Origin of the sequence: Streptomyces roseolus (assembly GCF_014649855.1) — a bacterium.
Taxonomy (GTDB): Bacteria; Actinomycetota; Actinomycetes; order Streptomycetales; family Streptomycetaceae; genus Streptomyces; species Streptomyces roseolus.
The window spans coordinates 96,955-115,301 of record NZ_BMTV01000023.1; the positions used below are offsets into that span (position 1 = coordinate 96,955).

Below are 18,347 nucleotides of genomic sequence, written 5' to 3' on the forward strand. Positions count from 1 at the left end.
CGGTCAGTTCGCCGGCGAAGGATGCACGCCGGGGCGGTACTTGGGGAAGCGCGCCGTCACCTTCATGCCGGCGCCGACACCGGTCTCGATGACGAGGCCGTACTCCGGTCCGTACACCTGGCGCAGCCGCTCGTCGACGTTGCACAGGCCGATGCCGGAGCCGCTCGGGTGCTCGCCGCGCAGCACCGCCCGCAGCCGCTCGGGGTCCATGCCGACCCCGTCGTCCTCGACGGTCACCACCGCCTCGGCGCCGGCGTCCCGTGCGGCGATGGTGACCCGGCAGCCCCGCTCCCGGTCCGTCAGGCCGTGCTTGACCGCGTTCTCCACCAGCGGCTGGAGGCACAGGAAGGGGAGCGCGACCGGCAGCACCTCGGGGGCGATCTGGAGGGTCACCTTGAGCCGGTCGCCGAAGCGGGCGCCGGCGAGCGCCAAGTACTGCTCGATCGCCCGCAGTTCGTCGGCGAGCTGGGCGAAGTCGCCGTGCCGGCGGAAGGAGTAGCGGGTGAAGTCCGCGAACTCGAGGAGGAGATCGCGGGCCCGCTCGGGATCGGTGCGGACGAACGAGGCGATCGCCGCGAGGGAGTTGAAGATGAAGTGCGGGGAGATCTGGGCGCGCAGCGCGCGGATCTCCGCCTCCACCATCCGGGTCCGGGAGCGGTCCAGTTCGGCGAGCTCCAGCTGGACCGAGACCCAGCGGGCCACCTCGGTCGCGGCCCGGACGAGCACCGCCGACTCCCGGGAGCCGTAGGCGACGAGCGCGCCGAGGACGCCCTCCTCGCCGGTGAGCGGGGCGGCCACCGCCCACCGCAGCTCGCAGCCGGGCTCGGCGCAGCCGGTGGGCGCGGAGCGGCTGCGGCCGGTCTCCAGGGTCGCGGCCGCCAGGTCGGGCACGCCGGCGTGGTGGTGCTCCTCGCCGGGCCCGTCCCAGGCGAGGACCGCCGTGCCGTCGGTGAGGCAGAGGGCCTCGGTGCCGAGGAGCGAGCGCAGCGGGCGGGCCGCCCGGTGCGCGGTCTCCTCGGTGAGCCCGGCGCGCAGCGGCGGCGCGGCGAGCGAGGCGGTGTGCAGGGTGTGGAAGGTGGCCCGTTCGACGGGGGTGCCGAGGTCGAGGTCGGCGGCACGGGCGCCGCGCCGGGCGGTGAGCCGGCCGAGGACGACGCCGGCGGCGAGGAGGACGGCTCCGGAGGCGCTCGCCGCGGCCCACGCGATGCCGCTCACCGGCGTGCCTCCTGGGCGGGTACGGGGGCGGTGAAGCGCTCCGGCAGGTGGAGCCGGGCGAGGGTGGCGGCGGTGCCGGGCGGGACGCTGCGCGGGGTCGCGAGCGAGACGAGCACCATGGTGAGGAAGCCGAGGGGGACGGACCAGACGGCGGGCCAGGCCATCAGGGTGTGCGGCCAGCCGTCCGGGGCGAGTCCGGCGCGGGTCGCCATCACGGCGGCGAGCGCGGAGCCGCCGCCGAGGAGCAGCCCGGCGGCGGCTCCGGGCGGGGTGAGGCGCCGCCACCAGATGCCGAGGACGAGGAGCGGGCAGAAGGAGGAGGCGGAGACGGCGAAGGCGAGCCCGACGGCGTCGGCGACGGGCACCTTGGAGGCGGCCACGCCGACGGCGAGCGGGACGGCGGTGGCCAGCGGCGTCGCGAGCCGGAAGTGCCGGACCGCGCGGGACGGGAGCACGTCCTGGGCGAGGACCCCGGCGACGGACATGGTGAGCCCCGAGGCGGTGGACAGGAACGCGGCGAAGGCGCCGCCGGCGAGGAAGGCCCCGAGGACGTCGCCGAGCACGCCGCCGAGGATCCGGTCGGGCAGGACGAGCACGGCGGCGTCGGCGGAGCCGGTGAGCGCGAGCTCGGGGGCGTAGATCCGGCCGAGCGCCCCGTAGAGCGCGGGCAGCAGGTAGAACCCGCCGATCAGGACGAGGACGACGAGGGTGGTGCGGCGGGCGGCCCGCCCGTTCGGGCTGGTGTAGAAGCGGACGGCGACGTGCGGCAGGCCCATGGTGCCGAGGAAGGTGGCGAGGATCAGCCCGTACGTGGCGTACAGCTGGTGCCCGTCGCGGCCGCCTGCCAGCGGCTGGGACCAGCCGAGGGGATCGGCCCCGGAGGCGTGGCGCTCGGGGAGCCGGCTGCCCGGCGGGAGGGCGAGGACCGTGCCGCCCGTCACGTGGTGGGTGCCGGCGGCGAGGGTCACCGTCCGCTCCTCGTGGCGGACGGCGTCGACCGTGCCGGTGACGGTGAGGGTCAGCGGGGCGTCGAGCCCGACGCGCACGGTGTCGGCGACCCGGACGACGGTGTGCTCGCGGAGCACCGCCGGGGCGTCGAAGCGGGCCCGGGGCGTCCCGTCCCCGCACCAGGCGGCGACCAGGAAGAGGGCCGGGACCAGCAGCGCGGCCAGTTTCAGCCAGTACTGGAAGGCCTGGACGAAGGTGATGCTGCGCATGCCGCCTGCGGCGACCGTGCACGTGACGACGAGGGCGACGAGGAGGCCGCCGAACCAGTCGGGGGCGCCGGTGAGGATCTCCAGGGTGAGCCCGGCGCCCTGGAGCTGTGGCAGCAGGTACAGCCAGCCGATGCCCACGACGAAGAGGCTGGCGAGTCGTCTGACCTGCGGGGACTCCAGCCGGGCCTCGGCGAAGTCGGAGAGGGTGTACGCCCCGGAGCGGCGCAGCGGGGCGGCGACGAGGACGAGGAGCACCAGGTAGCCGGCGGTGTAGCCGACCGGGTACCAGAGCATGGCCGGGCCCTGCACGAGGACGAGTCCGGCGATGCCGAGGAAGGACGCGGCGGAGAGGTACTCGCCGCTGATGGCGGCGGCGTTGAGCCGGGGCCCGGCGGTGCGGGAGGCGACGTAGAAGTCGGAGGTGGTGCGGGAGACGCGCAGGCCGAGGGCGCCGATGAGGACGGTGGCGAGGACGACGGCGGTGACGGCGGCGACCGCGTAGGTCTGGTTCATGCGGGGCGGTCCACCGGCCTCAGCGCTCGACGAGGCCGGTGAAGTCGCGCTCGTTGCGCTCGGCCCTGCGGACGTACCAGTGGGCGACGGCCCAGACCACGGGGTAGACGCCGACGCCGAGCGCGGCCCACACCAGGGCCTCGGGGGCGGGCAGCGCGAGCACCAGGGGGAGGGTGCCGACGAGGAGGGCGAGCGCGCCGAGCGCGGTGAGCGCGGCGCGGAGCTGGCTGCGCATCAGGGAGCGCACGTAGGTGTGGCCGAGGGTGGTCTGCTCGTCGATCTCGGAGCGGGCGGGCGGGTGCGGCGCGCGGGGCCGCAGCCGGGGCGCGGGCCGGTCGCCGAGGGCGGAGGCGTGGGTGACGGTCTCGCGCCGGGGCCGGCGCGGCGGGGAATGCTCCGGCATCGGCATCGCTCTCTGACGGGCGGGTGGGCCCGTGGAGTGTAGGCAGACGGGGCCGGGCGCCGGAAGGGGTTTCCGGTCAGCCGCCGGCCCGGCGCATCAGCAGGTCACGGAGGTGGCGGGCGTGCCGGCGGCTGACGGCGAGGTCGGTGGAGCCGACCCGGACGGAGGTGGCGCCGCCGTCGAGGCGGAGCTCGTCGACGCGGCCGAGGGCGACGAGGTGGCTGCGGTGGATGCGGACGAAGCCGCGGTCGGCCCAGCGCTCCTCCAGGGTGGAGAGCGGGATGCGGACGAGGTGGCTGCCCTGGTCGGTGTGGAGGCGGGCGTAGTCGCCGTGGGCCTCGACGTAGGCGATGTCGTCGACGGAGACGAAGCGGGTGACGCCGCCGAGTTCGACCGGGATCTGCTCGGGCGCGGGGGCCGGGGCGGGCGCGGCGCCGGCGTGGACCAGCTCGTGGACCCGCCGCACGGCCTCCGCGAGCCGCTCGCGCCGGACCGGCTTGAGCACGTAGTCGACGGCCTTGAGGTCGAAGGCCTGGAGCGCGAAGCCCTCGTGGGCGGTGACGAAGACGACGAGCGGCGGCCGGGCGAAGCCGGCGAGCAGCCGGGCCACGTCGAGGCCGGTGAGGCCCGGCATGTGGATGTCGAGGAAGACGACGTCGATCGTCTCCTCGCCGTCCGGCCCGGAGTCGAGCGCGCGCCCGATGCGCCGCAGCGCCGCCGTGGCGTCCCCGGCGCCCTCGGCGGTCCTGACCCGGGGGTCGGCGCGCAGCAGGTAGAGCAGCTCCCCCAGGGCGGGTTCCTCGTCGTCGACGGCCAGTACGCGCACCATGCGAGGGAGCCTACTCGAGCAGCCGGGGCACGCGGCGGTCGGCGAGGACCTTCCCGCCGGTCCGGCAGACGGTGCCGGGCCGGGCCGTGACGAGCGGGGGCGGGGCAGGGCCGGCCCTGGTGGGTCAGGCCGTCACCACGAACTCGCACCAGACGCACTTGCCGCCGCCCCGGGACTCCACTCCCCAGGCGTCGGAGAGTTGTTCGACGAGGAGGAGGCCCCGGCCGGAGACGCCCGCCTCGCCGGCCTCGCGGCGGCGGGGCAGGGCGCTGGAGCGGTCCTCGACCTCGACGCGCAGCCGCCGTTCGGCACCGGGCAGGATCCGCAGGGTGACGATGGTGCCGCCGTCGGTGTGCATGAGCGCGTTGGTCATCAGCTCGTCGGCGACGAGTTCGATCTCGTCGGCGCGGGAGCCCGCGCCCCAGGCCCGGACGGCGGCCCGGATCATGTGCCGGGCGGCGCTCAGCGCCTCGGGGTCGCTCTGGGCGACGTGCTGGCGGAAACGGCCGCCGCCGGGCACGTACGCGCCGAGGCGGCGCAGCAGCAGGATGGCGACGTCGTCCTCGCCGCCGCGCTCGGCCACGACGTCGCAGAGCAGGTCGGCGAGCTGCTGGAGGTCCGAGGGGCCGCGCCGGACGAGGGCGGAGAGCCATTCGAGGCCCTCGTCGAGGTCGGCGCCGGGCTTCTCGACGAGCCCGTCGGTGTAGAGCATCAGGGTCTGGCCGGAGTCGAGTTCCAGGGTGGTGACGGGGTAGTCGAGCCGGCCGAACTCGGCGGAGAGGCCGAGCGGGAGCCCGCCCTCGACGGGGACCCGGCGGCAGGTGCCGTCGGCCTCGCGGACGAGCGGGTCGACGTGCCCGGCGCGGACGACCTGGACGACGCCGGTGCCGGGGTCGGCCTCGGCGTAGGTGCAGGTGGCGAAGCGTTCGGTGTCGAGTTCGTGGAGGAAGACGGAGGCCCGGGCCATGACGGTGGCGGGGGTGTGGCCCTCGGCGGCGTAGGCGCGCAGCACGATCCGCAGCTGGCCCATGACGGCGGCGGCGTGGGTGTCGTGGCCCTGGACGTCGCCGATGACGGCGCCGACCCGGCCGCCGGGGAGCGGGATGACGTCGTACCAGTCGCCGCCGATGTCCCGGCCGAGCCGGGCGGAGCGGTAGCGGACGGCTATCTGGGCGCCGGGCGCGTCGGGGATCCGGCGGGGCAGCATCGCCTGCTGGAGCCCTTCGGCGAGGTCGTGCTCCTGCTCGTACAGCATGGCCCGCTGGAGGCTCTGGGCGATGCTGCTGCCGAGGGCGACGAGGAGGGTCCTCTCGTCCTCGCTGAAGCCGGTGCGGTCGCTGTAGAGCAGGCCGAGGGCGCCGATGGGGCGGGCCTGGGCGATGAGCGGGAGGTAGGCGGCGGCGGTGATGCCGAGGCCGCTGATGTGCGGCCAGAGGACGGGGAAGGAGGCGGCGAAGTCCTCGGCGGTGTCGATGAAGCGGGGCCGCAGGGTGCGGATCACCTCGCTCATCGGGTACGGCTCGTCCACCCGGGTGAAGCGGGTGCCGGGGACGAAGGCTCCGGCGGGTCCTTCGGCGACGAGGTGGATGCGGCCGGCCTCCAGGAGGCCCATGACGAGGCTGGCGGCGCCGAAGTGCTCCAGGGCGTGCGAGTCGTTGAGGAGGTCGATGACGTCCTGGACCGTGCGGGCGTGGGCGAGGGCGGCGGTGGTGCCCTCGACGACCCCGGCGCGGCGTCTGCGGCCCTCGTCGAGGCCGAGGCGGGCGGCGGACTCGGTGAGCTCGTGGGTGGCGTCGCGGAGGACGCCGATGATCCGTACGGGGCGGCCGTCGGGGTCCCGGTGGACGATCCCCTGGGTGTGGGTCCACTGGTGGGAGCCGTCGCGGCGGCGGATGCGGAAGTACGCCCCGTACTGGTCGCTGCCGTCCTTGAGGGCCTGGGCGACGAGGGTGTCGAGCCGGCGGCCCTCGTCGGGCAGGACGCGGCTGCCGAGGGACTCGGGGCGGCCGTCGTACTCGCCGGGGTCGAAGTCGAAGACGTCGAGCGCGGCCTCGTCCATCTCCATGGTGCCGGCGAGCAGGTCCCAGTCGAAGCCGCCCATGCGGAAGGCGGCGCCGAACGTGCTGAGGATCGGTGCCGCCGCCACGGCGGCCCGGCCCGCCGCCGTGTCCGGTTCCGTGTCCGGCCGGCCGGCCGTGTCCGCTCCCCCGCTGCCCGCGCTCATGGGGGCCACGCTAGGGCCGGCGGGCTCCTCGCGCACCACGAAGATCTTTCAGCCGGCGAAGGTGGTGGGTTCGGGCTCGCCGGGGACCTGACCGTCCGGGTCGGCGTAGGGGTCCGCGTACGGGTCGGTGTACGGGTCCGTGTACGGGTCCACCGGCGGCTCCTCGTACGGGTCGGCCGGGGCGTGCGGGTCGCTCGGGGCGTACGGGTCCGCCGGGGCGTACGGCTCGGGGTACGGCTCCGAGGGCGCGTCCGGGACCGCCGGGTCGGGGACCGCGGGCGGGTCCGGGACGGCGGGGGTGTCGGGGGCGTCGGGGGCGTCGGGGGTGACGGGGGCGTCGGGCGTGCGCGGCGTCTCCGGGACGGCGGGGGCCGCGGGGGTCTTCGGGGCGGCGGGGCGCTCGGTGGGGGTCTTCGGGGCGGCGGGCGCGTCGGGGTCGCCGGTGCCCGTCCCGGGGTCGGCGTCCGGGGTGACGGGGTCGCTGAGGGCGCAGGTGTCCGGGTCGCAGTCGGGGGCCGTGTCGGGCTTGCGGTCCTCGTCGCCGTCGCTCCCCGCCTTCCGTTCGATCCAGCTGTCGTCGGAGACGTTGACGATGACGAGGCTGGTGACGACGGCGGTGGTGGGCTTGACGATGATCACGCGGTCGGGGTCGAAGCCGGACCAGGGGTCGCCCTGGTGGACGGCCCCGGAGACGCTGACGGGCGAGCGGAGGGGGTTGCCGCAGGCGCAGCGGACGCGCGGGGACCCGTAGGGGTCCACGAGGACGGCGGTGCCGGCCTGGAGGACGGACTGGAAGGCTACGGCGCGGCCGTCGCGGAAGCCGTGGTTGGTGACGCGGGTGTCGGCGCGCAGCAGGACGGGGGTGAGTTCGCGGAGCCAGTCGGCGACGCCGCCCTCGGGGATGCCGGCGGCCTCGGCGAAGGCCCGGAGCTTGGCGGGTTCGGCGGCGAGGTAGGCGACCTGCTGCTCGACGTCGCAGCTGGCCTCGGCGCGGGTGCCGCCGTAGAGGCCGGGGGCGGAGCCGGTGACCTCGCGGATCCCGGGGGCGCTGACGGGCTGGGCCCCGGCGCCGCCCTTCCGCTGGAGGGCGCGCAGTCCCGCGCCGCGCGCGGTGGAGGCGGTGAAGGGGTCGGGGCCCTGGGCGGCGACCGGCTGGAGGTGCACCTCGTGGGCGGCGCCGAGGGCGGCGCGGCCGGCGGCGGCGCCGGGGCCTTCGGCGGAGCACCCGGCGAGGAACAGGGCGGCGGCGCCGAGCGTCGCGGCGAGGGCGGTGCGGCCCTGGCTGCGGCCGGCTCCGGGGGCGGGGCGGACGGCGGGGTGGCTCCGCGTCCGGCGCTGCGTGGGGCGCACGTTGCTTCTCCCGGTCGTCACGGATGGGTCCCTCCCGTTCTGTCGCAGTCGGTGACGGCGGGCAAGCGGAGCGCGTCCGACCGGGCGGCCGGATCACCCCCACCCGGACTTGAACGCGTTCAAAGGAAGCCCTAGGCTCGGCCTCGACGCTGTTGAACACGTTCAAGTCAGGGGGTGGTGCCATGACCGCGTTGTCGGCCTTCGTGGTCCCGGTCGTGACGGTCGGAATGCTCTGGGTCGTGCCGACCGGACTCGGCCTCGTCGAAGGGCCCCGGCCGCCCGGCTGGGAGCCGCTGCGCCGGGCCTGGCCGCTGCTGGCCCTGCCCGGCGCGGTCTCGCTCTGGCTCCCCCGCTCCGGCGCGGCGACCGCGCTCGCGGCCTGCTACGCCCTGGCCACCCTGGCGCTGGCGCTCCAGGCGCCGGCCCGGCTCCTGCTCACCCTCCGCCGGTCTCCGGCCGGGGGGACCGCCCTCCCGCCGCGCCCGCTCCGCCCCGCCGAGGCCGCGGTGCTCACGGCCCTCGTCTCGCCGTCCGTCGCCGGTCTCGCGCTCGTCGCCGAGCGGGCCTCGTACCCGCTCTTCGGCTTCGAGCTCGACCTCCTCGCGCTGACCGTGCCGCACTTCCACTTCGCGGGCTTCGCCGCCGCCCTGGTCGCCGGGCTGCTCTGCCGCGCCTCCGGCGGCGGACCCCTGGCCACGGCCGCGGCGCTCAGCGTGCCCGCCGGCACCCTGCTCGTCCTGGTCGGCTACTTCGTCGACGACTGGGCCGAGCTGGCCGGCGCGGTCGTCCTCACCGTCGGCATGGCCGCCGTCGCCGTGCTGACCCTGCGGGAGCGGCGCGGCCTCGCGGCCGGCCCCGTGACCCGGGCACTGCTCGGCGTCTCGGCCCTCGTCCTGGCCGCCACCATGGCGCTCGCGCTCTGGTGGGCGCTGGGCGAGGCGACCGGGCTTCCGCACCCCACCCTGACCTGGATGGCCGCCACCCACGGCCTGGGCAACGCGCTCGGCTTCGCCGTCTGCGCCCTGCTCGCCCACCGCCGGCTCCGCACCGCCGGCCGCCGCCACCCCGCCCCCCTCCCGCGAACGGAGCTCCCGGCATGAGCCGCATCCTCGGTGACCTCGCCCCGCGCCGCGTCCTCAGCTACCCGGAGGTCGGCGCCACCCGCACCCCCGACGCCCTCCCGGCCGGCTACCACCACCTGCGCCACAGCGCGGCCGTCGGCCACGGACCCGCCGCCTTCCGGGCCGCCGCCGAGGCCGTCACCACCTGGCGGATGCACCGCGCCACCGGCGCCCGCGTCCGCGCCACGGCCGGCCGCGCGGCCCCCGGCGTCACCCTGGAGGTCGCCCTCGGCCTCGGCCCGCTCGCCTACGCCGTCCCCTGCGAGGTGATCTGGCTCCCCGGGGAGGAGCACCGGGCGGGCTTCTCGTACGGCACCCTCACCGGCCATCCGGAGTGCGGCGAGGAGGCCTTCCTCGTGGAGCTCGAACCCGACGGCACGGTCCGCTTCACGGTGACCGCCTTCAGCCGGCCCGCCGCCTGGTACACCCGGCTCGCCGGCCCGCTCGTCCCCCGCCTCCAGCGCGCCTACGCGCGCCGGCTCGGCCGCGTCCTCGGCCGGCTCGTCGTCGCGGGCTGATACTGGAGGCGATGGAGTGGTTCACCGCGCCCGAGCTGTGGATGGGCCGGACCGTCTTCCAACGCGGCCTGGCGGTGCTGTACTGCGTGGCCTTCCTGTCGGCCGCGCTCCAGTTCCGGGCGCTCATCGGCGAGCGCGGCATGCTCCCCGTACCGGCGTTCCTGCGCCGCACCACCCCGCTCCGCTCCCCCTCGCTCTTCCACTGGCGCTACTCGGACCGGCTCTTCGCCGCGGTCGCGTGGTCGGGGGCCGGGCTCGCGGCGGCGATGGCCGCCGGGGCCGGGGACGCGGTGCCGCTCGCCGTCGCGATGCCGCTGTGGCTGGTGCTCTGGGGCCTCTACCTGTCGATCGTGAACGTCGGCCAGACCTGGTACTCCTTCGGCTGGGAGTCGCTGCTCCTGGAGACCGGCTTCCTCGCGGTCTTCCTCGGCAACGACGACGTCGCCCCGCCCCTCCTCGTCCTCCTGCTGCTGCGCTGGCTGCTCTTCCGCGTCGAGTTCGGCGCCGGGCTCATCAAGATCCGCGGGGACGCCTGCTGGCGGAACCTCACCTGCCTGTACCACCACCACGAGACCCAGCCGATGCCCGGCCCGCTGAGCTGGTTCTTCCACCGGCTCCCCGGCCCTCTGCACCGCGTCGAGGCCGCCGCCAACCACGTCGTGCAGCTCGGCGTGCCGTTCCTGCTCTTCGCCCCGCAGCCGGTGGCCTCGGTCGCGGCCGGCCTGATGATCGCCACCCAGCTGTGGCTGGTCCTCTCCGGCAACTTCGCCTGGCTCAACTGGCTGACGATCGTCCTCGCCGCCTCCGCCCTGGACCTCTCCGCCCTCACCGGCGACCACCCGCGCCCCGACCCGCCGCTCTGGTACGTGGTCCTGGTCCTCGCCCTCACCGCCGTGGTGCTGGTCCGCAGCCACCGCCCGGTCCGCAACCTGCTCTCCCGCGACCAGGCCATGAACCGCTCGTACGACCCCTTCCACCTGGTCAACACCTACGGCGCCTTCGGCACGGTGGGCCGCGTCCGCCACGAGATCGTCGTGGAGGGCACCGGCGACGTGCCCCCCGGCCACGTGCGGCCGGACGCGCGCCGGGCGGACGAGTACAAGGACCGCGACAGGGCCGGTGAGCCGGTCCTCGCGCGCGCCGACCGGGAGGTCCCCGCGGACGCGGTGTGGCGGGAGTACGGCTTCAAGGGGAAACCGGGCGATCCGCACCGGTGGCCGCGGCAGTACGCGCCGTGGCACCTGCGGCTCGACTGGCTGCTCTGGTTCGTGGCCCTCTCGCCGTCGTACGGCGCGCCGTGGTTCGACGGCTTCGTGCTGCGGCTGCTGCTGAACGACGAGGACCTGGTGAGGCTGATCCGGCACAACCCGTTCCCGGACGGCCCTCCCGCGTACGTCCGCTGCCGTCTGTACCGGTACCGCTTCACGACCTGGCGGGAGCTCCGGGAGAGCCACGACTGCTGGCACCGGACGTACCTCCGGGACATGGTCCCGCCGGTGAGGCTCCGCCCTCCGGTCGACCGGGCCGGATCTGACGGACTCCCCTGAGGATCCTTGCCGGTGCGGCGGTACGCCCTTAGCGTGACCCGCTTCATCTTCCGGGCGTTTCCGCCACAGACGAGGTACGAGAATGAGACAGGCAGTGCGCCGCCTGGCGGTGCTGTGCTCCGCGCTGTTCGCGGTGATGGCCATGACGCCCGCACAGGCCCACGCCGTGGAGAGCCGGCCCGTGCCCGTCACGGCGAGCGACAAGTACGCGCTCAGGTCCGTGGGCGCCGGAAACCTCTACGTGTCGGTGGAGATCTCCAGGACCGGCAGCGGGGAGGCCATGCTGCGGGCGCGCACCTCCGCCGCCTCCCTGGCCGACCTGGGCTCCTGGGAGAAGTTCACGCTGCACACCGACGACAAGGGCGTGACCACCACCCTGCGCTCGGAGGCGAACGGGAACTACGTCACGACCGAGCGCGGCTACACGGGCGGCTACCAGAACCTGCTGCGCGCCCGGGGCACGACCTCCGGCGACTGGGAGAAGCTCACGCTGGAGAAGCAGACGGACGGCACCTACGCCCTGAAGGCCGCCACGAACGACGGCTACCGTTACGTGACCGCCGAGGTCCAGGACCCCGGCGCGGACGCGGGGCTCCTGCGCGCCCGCGGCACGTCCGTCGGTTCCTGGCAGAAGTTCCACCTCGTCTACCTCGCCGAGGAGAACGCGAGCGACCTGGGAGGCCGCCCCGCCCCCGTCTCCCCCGCGCCGGCCGCCGACTTCCGCGTGATGTCGTGGAACGTCTGCGCCAACCACAACTCCGCCTGCGGCAACCACCGCGTGGAAGGCGCGGCCCTGGGCGCGCAGATCACCGGACGGATGGGCACCGACGCGGAGGCGCGGACGTACCGCGCCGTCTTCCTCCAGGAGATGTGCGAGGCGCACGCCAAGCCCGTCGAGACCGCCCTGGAGGCGAAGACGGGCACCGGATGGGACGTGCGCTTCGCCCCGATCAAGTTCACCGTCGACGGGTCCTCGCTGGAGGCCGCCCGGACCTGTGACAACGCCGGCTCCTCGGGCGCCTGGAAGGACCGCGGCTCCTACGGCATCGGCCTCGCCCTGCCGGACGCCAACGAGTGGTACCACTCCTACGACCTGCCGTCCCCGCAGAACAAGACCGTCGACGGCACCTGGGTGCGCATGGAGCAGCGGGCCGGCATGTGCGCCGTCCTCCCGGCGCAGGCCCTGCAGTTCTGCACCGCCCACTTCAGCGCCGGTCTGCCGACGGACGACGCGGACGGCACGAAGCGCGCGGAGCAGGCCGCGGAGATGCAGAAGATGGTCCGCTCGTACACGATGCCCGGCTACCGGACCGTCTACGGCGGCGACTTCAACGCCGTCCCGCCGGACTCCGCCTCGCCGGACACCCCCAAGGACGTCATGACGTCCGCCTACGCGGCGGACGAGGAGTGCGACGAGGGCCTGTCGAGCGCCCGCCCGCGTGACGGCCGGTCGACGAAGCCGCTGGCGACCCGCAGCATCAAGATCGACTACCTGTTCGGTCCTCCGGCGGGCACCGTCGTCTCGTGCGCGGTCACGGCCGACGCGGGCCGGTCGGACCACTACCCGATCACGGGCCGGTTCAGCTTCTGAGCGAAGGCCCGGGGCCGGACGCGGCGGTGCCCCCGGCCGGGAGGGCCGGGGGCACCGGAGTCGCACGGGCCGTGTCGGCACGGCCCGGGGGACGACGCCGTTCGTCGACGTCGGGGCGTCGGTCAGTCGATGCCCGGCAGGATGTGGGGCTCGGCGAGGTCGTCCTCGTAGCCCGCGAGGCGGATCGGGGCCGAGCGGGCCCAGACTTCGAGGCTGCCCAGTTCGCCGTTGCGCCGCTGCCGTTCGGAAGGTTCCGACGGCCGGGGTTCCTGCTTCGTCAGTTCGGGTGTCACCGCGCACTCCTTTGTGTCGCGTCAGGTCGAGGACGGAGGACCGTTCGGTCGCGGTGGCGCCGGTCTGGGGCGGGGCCGCGGCCGAGGTGGTGGGCCAGTCCCCTGGACGGTCGTGGAGCGGTGTGTCGCTCCGGTGGCCGTCCGTGGGCATCAGAGTAACCAAATGAGCGGGCATGCGCTCTAGCGGGCTCAAAAGTGTGACGCATTCGGGTGACAGGGACCGAAAAGAGCGCCCTTCCCACGGGAAGGGCGCTCTCGACGGCCGTCGCGAAGGACCGGCCGCTACCACTTGCCGGGGAAGTAGTCCTTCATGAAGACGCCGTACAGATCCTCGCCGGCCTCGCCGCGGACCACCGGGTCGTAGACGCGGGCGGCGCCGTCGACCAGGTCGAGCGGGGCGTGGAAGCCCGCCTCGGCGAGCCGCAGCTTCTCGAAGTGCGGGCGCTCGTCGGTGATCCAGCCGGTGTCGACCGAGGTCATGAGGATCTTGTCGGTCTCGAACATCTCCTGCGCGCTGGTCCGCGTCACCATGTTCATGGCGGCCTTCGCCGCGTTGGTGTTCGGGTGCCCGGCGCCCTTGTAACCGCGGGAGAAGACGCCCTCCATGGCGGAGACGTTGACGACGTACGCCCGGCCGCTCGCGGCCTTGGCGGCGGCCTCGGCCATCGACGGGCGCAGCGCGCTGATCAGGATGAACGGCGAGGTGTAGTTGCAGAGCTGGGTCTCCAGGAGCTCCACCGGGGAGATCTGGTCGATGGTCTGCACCCAGGTGTTGGACTCCACCACGTCCGGCAGCAGGCCGCCGGCGTCGATCGCGGTGCCCGCCCGGTACTGCTCCAGGCCGGCGTTGCCCGCGACGAGCGCGAGGTCGGCGACCTTCTGGGCGTCGAGGCCGCTGGTGCCGACGGGAAGCGCGGCGAGGCCGTCGACCGCGCCGGAGTTGAAGGCCCCGATGACGTGGTGGGCGGGCAGTTCGCCGGCGGGCAGCGGCGCGCTCTCGCCGTCGACCAGGGCTGCGTACGCGGACGGCAGCCGGCGCACGGTCTGCGTGGCGTTGTTGATCAGGATGTCCAGCGGGCCCGCGGCGGCGACCTGCTCGGCGAGGGCCACGGCCTGGCCCGGGTCGCGCAGGTCGATGCCGACGACCTCCAGGCGGTGGATCCACTCCGCCGAGTCCTCCATCGCCTTGAAGCGGCGGATGGCGTCCTTGGGGAAGCGCGTCGTGATCGTGGTGTGCGCGCCGTCGCGGAGCAGCCGCAGCGCGATGTACATGCCGATCTTGGCGCGGCCGCCGGTGAGCAGGGCGCGCTTGCCGGTGAGGTCGGCGCGGATGTCCCGCTTGGCGCGGTTCAGGGCCGCGCAGTCCTGGCAGAGCTGGTGGTAGAAGTAGTCGACCTCGACGTACCGGGTCTTGCAGGTGTAGCAGGACCGGGGGCGCTGGAGTATGCCCGCGATCTTGCCGGCCTCCGTGACCGAGGAGGGCAGGATGCCCTCGGTCTCGTCGTCGATGCGCTGGGCGGAGCCGGTCGCGGTCGCCTCGGTGACCGCGCGGTCGTGGGCGGTCTTGGCGGCACGGCGCTCCTGGCGGCGGCGCTGCTTGACCATGCGGTAGATCCCGGCGGTGGCGCGGCGGACGGCGATCGCGTCGGGGTGGTCGACCTCGATCTTCTCCAGCTCGTCGAGCACGCTCAGGCAGACGGCCAGGCGCTCGGGGTCGATGCCCGGCCCGTACTCCTGGGTTTCTTCAGTCACCGTCATGGCCTTCGTCGTTCCTCGATCGCTCGCGGGCGGGATGCCGCCGGGGGTTCCGAAGAGGCAACTTTACGGAGCCGGGGGCCGCCGCTCCAAACCCGTTCGCGGGGCGTGGTCGAACACACAGTCGCCGCAGAGGCCTCCGGAGGCGGAGCGGTAGTAGAGGCAGCAGGTGGTGCGGCGCAGGGCGGGGCCGCGCAGGGTGCCGACGAGGTCCGGATGGTCGAGGAGCCCCTGGACGAGGGCGGCGGCCCGGTCGGCGGCCTCGGGCCGGTCGTGGAGGCGGGACCAGCGGATCAGTTCGCGCAGGGCGCCGGCGAGCGCGGAGGCCGCGTTGCCCCACAGCAGCCGGGGCGAGATCCGCCCGTCGCGGGCGAGGGCGGCGTGCAGCGGGACGAGGTGCGCCGTCTGGACGGCCTCGCGGAGCGCGTCGACGGTGGCGGGGCGGGTGTCGGCGCCGGACCACCACAGGTCGTCCGGGGCGGTGAGCGCCGGGTCCCAGCGCAGCTCGGCGGGGTCGAGGGCCGGGAAACGCCCGCACAGGGCGGCGGGGCCGAGCGCGGTCGACCAGAGGCGGGCGGCGAGCCCGAGGTGCGCGACGGACGCGGCGACCCGCCGCTCGGGCGCCCGGAGCCGGGCGGCGACCTGGTCCACGCGCGCGTGCAGCGGGCCGTCGGAGGCCGCGTCGCCGTCGTAGAGGCGGGCGAGCGGGCGGTGGTCGCCGCCGGCGGGCGGCGGGACGGTCCGCAGGACGAAGAAGCCACCGAGCAACGTGCCGCTCGTCTCGGGTTCCACCGCTCCCCCTCGGAGTCCGCCGCCGGCGGGGCCCGGCGGTGCGGGGCCACCGTATCCCCTTCGGCCGGGGCGCCTTGCGGGCCAAAGTGGACCGGCCCGGACGCCCATTGGCTCGGGATGTGGCCCTCGTCCGAGCGGCCGGGGCCCGCCGGTACCGCTTCGTGCACCCGTTTCACCCCGGTTGAACCCGCTATGACCTGCGGTGGCGTACGACCCCCGGTGTACGGGGCGGCCGCGTACTGCGTCGGCGGTACCGGCGAAGGCGTCCCCTGGTCTGACGACGGAATCGCCCCGGAGAGCGATCGTGGAAGGTATGAGTCCCCTCGCGCTGTCCGTCGTCCTGTCGCTGGTCTCCGCGGTGGCGTACGCGGGCGCGGCGATCGTGCAGGAGCGGGTCGCCGCTGCCGCCTCCGGGCCGACCTACGCGCCGCTGCGCAATCCGGTCTGGTGGGGCGCCGTGCTGCTGAACGGCCTGGGCGCGGCCCTGCACGTGGCCGCCCTCGCCTACGGACCGCTCAGCGTGGTGCAGCCGCTCGGCGCCCTCACCATCGTCTTCGCGCTGCCGATGGCCGCCCTGTTCGTCCGCCGCCCGGCGGGGCGGCGGGCCTGGCACGGGGCGCTGATGGCGACGGCGGGCCTGGCGGGGCTGCTCAGCGTGACGGACGGCGGGGAGGGCCGCACCCCCGACGGCGGCGAGCGCTGGCTGCTCGCCGGGGCCACCTTCGCGGCGGTCGCGGCGCTCTTCGTCCTGGCCCGGTCGGCCGGCCGCTCGGCGCTGCGCGGGGTCGCGCTGGCGGCGGCGGCCGGCGTGGCCTTCGGGGTGGCGTCGGTCTTCACCAAGGCGGTCGCCGAGGAGTGGTCGCCGGACGCGCCGCTCGCCGAGTGGGGCTCCGCGCTGGTGCTCTCGGCGCTCGCGGTCACCGGCCTGCTGCTGTCCCAGGCCTCGTACCGGGGCGCCGGGCTCGCCGCCCCGCTCGCCACGGTCACCGTCGTCAACCCCGTGGTGGCCGCCACCGTCGGCCTCACCCTCTTCGGCGAGGGCTTCCGGTACGGGGCGGCCGGCACGGTCGCGGCGCTGGTCTGCGGCACGGTCGCGGCGGGCGGGCTCGTCGAGCTGACCCTCGACCGGCTGGCCCGCCCCGGCGGGGACGGGCCCTCGGCGTCAGATGGAGACGCCGCGCGCCCTGAGATAGGCGAGGGGGTCGATGTCGGAGCCGTACCCGGGACCCGTCCGCACCTCGAAGTGGAGGTGCGGTCCCGAGCTGTTGCCGGTCGACCCTGAGCGCCCGATGCGCTGACCGCCGGTGACCCGCTGCCCCTCGCGGACGGAGACGGCGGAGAGGTGCGCGTACTGGCTGTAACGGCCGTCGTCGTGGCGGACGACGATCTGGTAGCCGTACGCGCCGGCCCACCCGGCGGAGACGATCTTCCCGTCGGAGACGGCCTTCACGGTGGTGCCGGTGGGCACCGGGAAGTCGACGCCGGTGTGGTAGCCGCTGGACCACGACGAGCCGGGCTTGCCGTAGCGGGTGCCGATGTCGGCGGAGACGGGGGCGGAGTAGCGGTCCTCGCGGGGCGCGGCCGGCTGGGGCTTGGGCTTCGGCTTGCTCTGCGGCTTGGGCTGGGGTTTCGCCTGGGGCTTGCTCTGCTGGACCGGCTTCGGCTTCGGCTGGGGCTTGGGCTGCGGCTTGGAGGGGGCCGGGGTCGCGGGCTTGGTCTGCTGCGGGGGCGCCGGCCTGGCCTGGGGCCTGGTCTGCGTCTGCGCGGCGGGCCGCGTGGTGGGCCGCTCGGCGGCGGGGGGCTTGGTGGCGGGCGCCTGGGCGGCGGGGGGCTTCGGGGGCGCGGGCGGCTTCAGGGCCGGGGGCGCCTGCGGGGAGCTCGGACGGGCGCTCGGGGAGGCGGGGGCGGGCGCGGGGCGGGCCGGGGCGGCGATCCGCAGGGTGAGGCGCTGGCCGGGCAGGATCAGGTCGGGGTCGTCTCCGACGACCTTGCGGTTGATCTCGTACAGCCGCTGCCAGCCGCCGCGCACCCGTTCCTCCTGCGCGATCGCGGAGAGCGAGTCGCCGGGCGTGACGGTGTACATCTCGCGGACGGTGGGGACGGTCGTCGGGCCGGGCTTCGCGGCGGCCTGCCGCGGTAAGGCGCGCTGCGCGGGCAGCGAGGCGGTCCGGACGTCGTTGCCGCCGCCGGAGGCGTCCGGCGCGGGGCCGCCGCGCCGGAGCCCGGCCTCGGGCCCGCAGGCGGGCCAGGCGCCGGGGCCCTGCCCCTCGAGGACCCGCTCGGCGACGGCGATCTGCTGGTCCTTCGAGGCGAGGTCGGCGCGCGGGGCGAACTCGCGGCCGCCGTAGGCGACCCAGGTGGACTGGCTGAACTGGAGGCCGCCGAAGTAGCCGTTCCCGGTGTTGATCCGCCAGTCGGAGGAGGATTCGCACCGGGCGACCTTCTCCCAGACGTCGAGCGAGGCGGCCTGCGCGGCGCCCGCGCCGACGAGGGGCAGGGCGAGACCGGCCCCTCCGGCGGTGACGGTGAGCGAGGCGCGGTTGATCCGGCTCGGCTGGTGGCGGCGGTGACGTCCGCGTACGGCCATGGGCCCCCCTAGAACACAGCGACAGCGGTCCAAGTTACGGGGGTCGCACGCTGCGTGACAAGCCGGACGCGGAAGTCCGCCGGGGTCGACTCCCTTGAGTCACCCGGCCGTTGGCTCCCCGCCGCGCCCGGCGGGGCCCGGCTGGGGCTGCGGCTCGGGCGGCGGCACGGGCCCGCCGGGCTGGGGCGGCGCGGGAGGGGCCGGGTCGGGCGGCACGGGGACGGGGTTCGGCGGCGGCACCGGTACGGGACCGGGCTGTGGCGGAGGAATCGGCGAGGGCGGGAACGGGTCGGGGGACGGATGGGTCATGACGGACCTCCCGGTCGACGGCGTCTCTCCCCCCTTCTTTACCAGGGTGACACCGCGAAACGTCGCTTCACCACGGGCGGGGC

15 protein-coding genes are annotated in these 18,347 nt (G+C 75.4%); 5 read left to right on the forward strand and 10 right to left on the reverse strand.

Annotated elements, in window-relative coordinates; all coding sequences use genetic code 11:
* Nucleotides 1-3 precede the first annotated feature (3 nt).
* From IE245_RS25885 to IE245_RS25910, 6 genes are all read right to left on the reverse strand, one after another.
* A complete protein-coding gene (locus tag IE245_RS25885) occupies nucleotides 4-1,215 on the reverse strand; it encodes a histidine kinase (RefSeq protein WP_189951687.1) in 1,212 nt (403 codons plus the stop codon).
* On the reverse strand, nucleotides 1,212-2,945 hold the full coding sequence (locus IE245_RS25890) for a sodium/solute symporter (RefSeq protein WP_189951689.1): 1,734 nt from the start codon (nucleotides 2,943-2,945) through the stop codon (nucleotides 1,212-1,214). Before IE245_RS25890 ends, IE245_RS25885 begins: the two co-directional genes overlap by 4 nt.
* A gap of 19 nt (nucleotides 2,946-2,964) precedes the next feature.
* On the reverse strand, nucleotides 2,965-3,348 hold the full coding sequence (locus IE245_RS25895) for a DUF485 domain-containing protein (RefSeq protein ID WP_189951691.1): 384 nt from the start codon (nucleotides 3,346-3,348) through the stop codon (nucleotides 2,965-2,967).
* A 76-nt stretch (nucleotides 3,349-3,424) separates the two neighbouring features.
* The gene (locus IE245_RS25900; RefSeq protein ID WP_189951693.1) at nucleotides 3,425-4,177 is read right to left on the reverse strand and encodes a LytR/AlgR family response regulator transcription factor; all 753 of its coding nucleotides are present in this window, start codon (nucleotides 4,175-4,177) and stop codon (nucleotides 3,425-3,427) included.
* A gap of 124 nt (nucleotides 4,178-4,301) precedes the next feature.
* The gene (locus tag IE245_RS25905) at nucleotides 4,302-6,278 is read right to left on the reverse strand and encodes a SpoIIE family protein phosphatase (protein WP_229851514.1); all 1,977 of its coding nucleotides are present in this window, start codon (nucleotides 6,276-6,278) and stop codon (nucleotides 4,302-4,304) included.
* A 171-nt stretch (nucleotides 6,279-6,449) separates the two neighbouring features.
* Complete coding sequence (locus IE245_RS25910) at nucleotides 6,450-7,772, reverse strand: DUF6777 domain-containing protein (RefSeq protein WP_229851504.1); 1,323 nt, start codon at nucleotides 7,770-7,772, stop codon at nucleotides 6,450-6,452.
* 170 nt (nucleotides 7,773-7,942) lie between these two features.
* On the opposite strand from IE245_RS25910, the gene IE245_RS25915 reads away from it, so the two are divergent.
* From IE245_RS25915 to IE245_RS25930, 4 genes are all read left to right on the forward strand, one after another.
* Complete coding sequence (locus IE245_RS25915) at nucleotides 7,943-8,851, forward strand: YndJ family protein (protein ID WP_373305396.1); 909 nt, start codon at nucleotides 7,943-7,945, stop codon at nucleotides 8,849-8,851.
* Nucleotides 8,848-9,390 (forward strand): DUF1990 domain-containing protein, encoded by a 543-nt coding sequence (locus tag IE245_RS25920; protein ID WP_189951698.1) that lies wholly within the window; start codon nucleotides 8,848-8,850, stop codon nucleotides 9,388-9,390. The genes IE245_RS25915 and IE245_RS25920 overlap by 4 nt, the downstream gene beginning before the upstream one ends.
* A gap of 11 nt (nucleotides 9,391-9,401) precedes the next feature.
* Nucleotides 9,402-10,937, forward strand: coding sequence for a lipase maturation factor family protein (locus IE245_RS25925; protein WP_189951700.1), 1,536 nt, complete (start codon nucleotides 9,402-9,404; stop codon nucleotides 10,935-10,937).
* Between the two features lie 82 nt (nucleotides 10,938-11,019).
* Complete coding sequence (locus IE245_RS25930; protein WP_189951702.1) at nucleotides 11,020-12,528, forward strand: exonuclease/endonuclease/phosphatase family protein; 1,509 nt, start codon at nucleotides 11,020-11,022, stop codon at nucleotides 12,526-12,528.
* Between the two features lie 122 nt (nucleotides 12,529-12,650).
* Here the strand turns inward: IE245_RS25930 and IE245_RS25935 are convergent, their stop codons facing one another.
* The 3 genes from IE245_RS25935 to IE245_RS25945 all read right to left on the reverse strand — a co-directional run bounded on the left by IE245_RS25935 (nucleotide 12,651) and on the right by IE245_RS25945 (nucleotide 15,368).
* The gene (locus IE245_RS25935; RefSeq protein ID WP_169091519.1) at nucleotides 12,651-12,821 is read right to left on the reverse strand and encodes a hypothetical protein; all 171 of its coding nucleotides are present in this window, start codon (nucleotides 12,819-12,821) and stop codon (nucleotides 12,651-12,653) included.
* Between the two features lie 282 nt (nucleotides 12,822-13,103).
* Entirely contained in the window at nucleotides 13,104-14,579 is a 1,476-nt protein-coding gene (locus tag IE245_RS25940; RefSeq protein WP_189951704.1) for an SDR family NAD(P)-dependent oxidoreductase, read from the reverse strand.
* A gap of 63 nt (nucleotides 14,580-14,642) precedes the next feature.
* Complete coding sequence (locus IE245_RS25945; protein WP_229851505.1) at nucleotides 14,643-15,368, reverse strand: IucA/IucC family C-terminal-domain containing protein; 726 nt, start codon at nucleotides 15,366-15,368, stop codon at nucleotides 14,643-14,645.
* Between the two features lie 313 nt (nucleotides 15,369-15,681).
* Between IE245_RS25945 and IE245_RS25950 the strand changes: the two genes are divergently transcribed.
* Nucleotides 15,682-16,650 carry a DMT family transporter gene (locus tag IE245_RS25950; protein ID WP_444545744.1) on the forward strand — a complete coding sequence of 323 codons (969 nt, stop codon included), beginning with the start codon at nucleotides 15,682-15,684 and terminating at the stop codon, nucleotides 16,648-16,650.
* Here IE245_RS25950 and IE245_RS25955 read toward each other — a convergent pair.
* Nucleotides 16,531-17,955, reverse strand: coding sequence for a transglycosylase family protein (locus IE245_RS25955; RefSeq protein ID WP_189951710.1), 1,425 nt, complete (start codon nucleotides 17,953-17,955; stop codon nucleotides 16,531-16,533). The genes IE245_RS25950 and IE245_RS25955 overlap by 120 nt on opposite strands.
* Nucleotides 17,956-18,347 lie beyond the last annotated feature (392 nt).

Bases quoted from the DNA above. Each gene is read 5' to 3' on its own strand.
- IE245_RS25890 (WP_189951689.1), bottom strand. From the start codon at position 2,945: ATGAACCAGACCTACGCGGTCGCCGCCGTCACCGCCGTCGTCCTCGCC.
- IE245_RS25895 (WP_189951691.1), bottom strand. From the start codon at position 3,348: ATGCCGGAGCATTCCCCGCCGCGCCGGCCCCGGCGCGAGACCGTCACC.
- IE245_RS25900 (WP_189951693.1), bottom strand. From the start codon at position 4,177: ATGGTGCGCGTACTGGCCGTCGACGACGAGGAACCCGCCCTGGGGGAG.
- IE245_RS25905 (WP_229851514.1), bottom strand. From the start codon at position 6,278: ATGGGCGGCTTCGACTGGGACCTGCTCGCCGGCACCATGGAGATGGAC.
- IE245_RS25920 (WP_189951698.1), top strand. From the start codon at position 8,848: ATGAGCCGCATCCTCGGTGACCTCGCCCCGCGCCGCGTCCTCAGCTAC.
- IE245_RS25925 (WP_189951700.1), top strand. From the start codon at position 9,402: ATGGAGTGGTTCACCGCGCCCGAGCTGTGGATGGGCCGGACCGTCTTC.
- IE245_RS25930 (WP_189951702.1), top strand. From the start codon at position 11,020: ATGAGACAGGCAGTGCGCCGCCTGGCGGTGCTGTGCTCCGCGCTGTTC.
- IE245_RS25940 (WP_189951704.1), bottom strand. From the start codon at position 14,579: ATGACGGTGACTGAAGAAACCCAGGAGTACGGGCCGGGCATCGACCCC.
- IE245_RS25950 (WP_444545744.1), top strand. From the start codon at position 15,682: ATGAGTCCCCTCGCGCTGTCCGTCGTCCTGTCGCTGGTCTCCGCGGTG.
- IE245_RS25955 (WP_189951710.1), bottom strand. From the start codon at position 17,955: ATGGCCGTACGCGGACGTCACCGCCGCCACCAGCCGAGCCGGATCAAC.